The 1,823-nt window shown below is 41.1% G+C and carries 3 protein-coding genes; 1 reads left to right on the top strand and 2 read right to left on the bottom strand.

What is annotated here, in order from left to right; translation table 11 throughout:
• A partial coding sequence (locus tag F557_RS22885; RefSeq protein WP_211209507.1) for a hypothetical protein occupies nt 1-198 on the top strand: 198 nt, incomplete at its 5' end.
• Nucleotides 199-616: 418 nt separating this feature from the next.
• On the opposite strand, the gene F557_RS23445 is transcribed toward F557_RS22885, so the two are convergent.
• Both F557_RS23445 and F557_RS0101675 read right to left on the bottom strand, forming a co-directional pair.
• Nucleotides 617-751, bottom strand: coding sequence for a hypothetical protein (locus F557_RS23445; RefSeq protein WP_019000535.1), 135 nt, complete (start codon nt 749-751; stop codon nt 617-619).
• Nucleotides 748-1,329, bottom strand: coding sequence for a transposase (locus F557_RS0101675; protein ID WP_157617720.1), 582 nt, complete (start codon nt 1,327-1,329; stop codon nt 748-750). The genes F557_RS23445 and F557_RS0101675 overlap by 4 nt, the downstream gene beginning before the upstream one ends.
• Nucleotides 1,330-1,823 lie beyond the last annotated feature (494 nt).

Genomic DNA, 1,823 nt, shown 5'->3' with positions numbered 1-1,823 from the left:
TTCTCCAGGAACGGACGTAATCATCGATCAAGATTCACCGGAAAAGGGAGTCATGAATTACCTCAAAAGCTGGTCACGACCTCACTAAATTTCCACCAGATTTTTCTTGTTTTTTCAGATTTAATTTTGTCGCAACTACATGTTCTTTCTTTGTCGGCACTGTATGCTGAAGAACTGGAGTTGTTGACTGACAGATGAATTGGCGATACCAGTTGTTTTTGGCTTGTCGTGTATTGTTGCCAATAAATTGCAGAACCCTATTGACAGGTATTTCTCCGATACTGGCAGATACCTTAATTGGGGGGACCTGCTGTTTTTAGTTTGATGTATGCTGTAGCCGCCAAATTGCAGATCCTTGTTGTCAGACCGTTTGTTCGATACCGGAGGAGTGCTTTATTGGGGAGACGGACTGGTTACTGATGTTTCGTGACGGAATGTTTCGGGATTGTCTGACGTTCCTGTTTCATAAATGCCGGAACGAATAGCCGGTTAAAATGCCGTCCCCCTGAGATCTCTGACAGCCGTTAAATGTAGCTGTCTTAATCTGATAGTCCTGGACGGCAGTTGAATCCGGCGTCTGCGTAGCGAACTGATGTTTTAAAGTACTGACCAGATGTCAGCCTTCCTGCTTCTTCAGTATTATTTCCAGAATCTCGGTATTGGCAGCCTGATTAACAATGTCTTTTGTCACAATCTTTTCATTCTTTAAAACCGCGTAATTCAAAGAATGCGTGCAGATCTTGTTAATCATGAGGGGGGGGCCTCCTGACAGCCGGGCAATCTCATCAACCCCGGGTTAATCAGGTTTGAGCTTTTACGTTTCCGGTCTTTCTTCCTTTTACATTCCTTTTGTCTGGCTGCTCCAGCCATGGCAAAATCACAGGGAAGCGTTGTATTTCCGTCTGTCCAGCATAAATTAAGGTACTGGAATCCTAAACTGTAGCTCTGAGTGACATAGTCGTAAACTCTGGACAGCATTTGGGTGTGCCTGCTTCTGCCTCGGTCATACAGAGAATCATCAACAATCAGGCACTTACGCCTGTTTTTGGTCAGAGCAGAAATCTTTTTGCTCAAAATAATAGCAATGCTCATCTGCAAGGCGCGCCAGTTGTATGAAGGGTTTCCGAGAAAACGGTACAGTACACTCCTGGAATACCTTTCATCATTGTTTGAAGTTCCGCCTCTGGCCATGAACTTGAGTATTGATGTGGTTGTCATCAGGGACATAAGGAACTGCAGCATCATAGATACTGGCTGAATCCCCTTCTCCTTATAAAATCCCAGCTTCTTCATGATTCCAGAGATCTTAATTTGTGAAAAAAGTCTCAAAAATGAGAATAGTCCTTATGTTTGATGTCGTCTTTCTGTATCATTTTACTTGCCTTGTTTTTATTTTGTTTAAATTTTCGATAAATAAACATTATCATAAAAACAAGGCTCTAAATATTGATCTATAATGCCTTTTAAAACATTTGTCGATATTTTTCTATTTTTGTGATCTCAATCATTTAAGTTCTTTTTCTCGCCAATGCCTTAGATTTAGAGCTTTAAGTTTCATTTTAGGTGTGGGAAACTCGAGTTCTTAATATCTGTATTGCCATCAGCATTTATCGTAACAAATACTTTGCGTACGAGACTGGAATTTGATACATTTAGCATTTATTCTCCGCAAGAGATACGTGGGTGTGAGGGGCTAAAGTTCTCACACCCAGCTTTGTTTTCAAGGTGTGTTCGTTTTCTGAAAATCTTCAGAATCAGCTTCGATCTTAACGCATTCTCCTATTCCTTTCTTTCATCTGGTTCAAATAAACAACTGCAGCCAA

Origin of the sequence: Succinimonas amylolytica DSM 2873 (assembly GCF_000378405.1) — a bacterium.
GTDB classification, from domain to species: domain Bacteria; phylum Pseudomonadota; class Gammaproteobacteria; order Enterobacterales; family Succinivibrionaceae; genus Succinimonas; species Succinimonas amylolytica.
The sequence above is the reverse complement of the archived record's forward strand: the minus strand, read 5'-3'. Positions and strand labels throughout refer to the sequence as shown.

Coding starts and splice junctions, on each gene's coding strand:
- F557_RS23445 (WP_019000535.1), bottom strand. CDS start 751: ATGATTAACAAGATCTGCACGCATTCTTTGAATTACGCGGTTTTAAAG.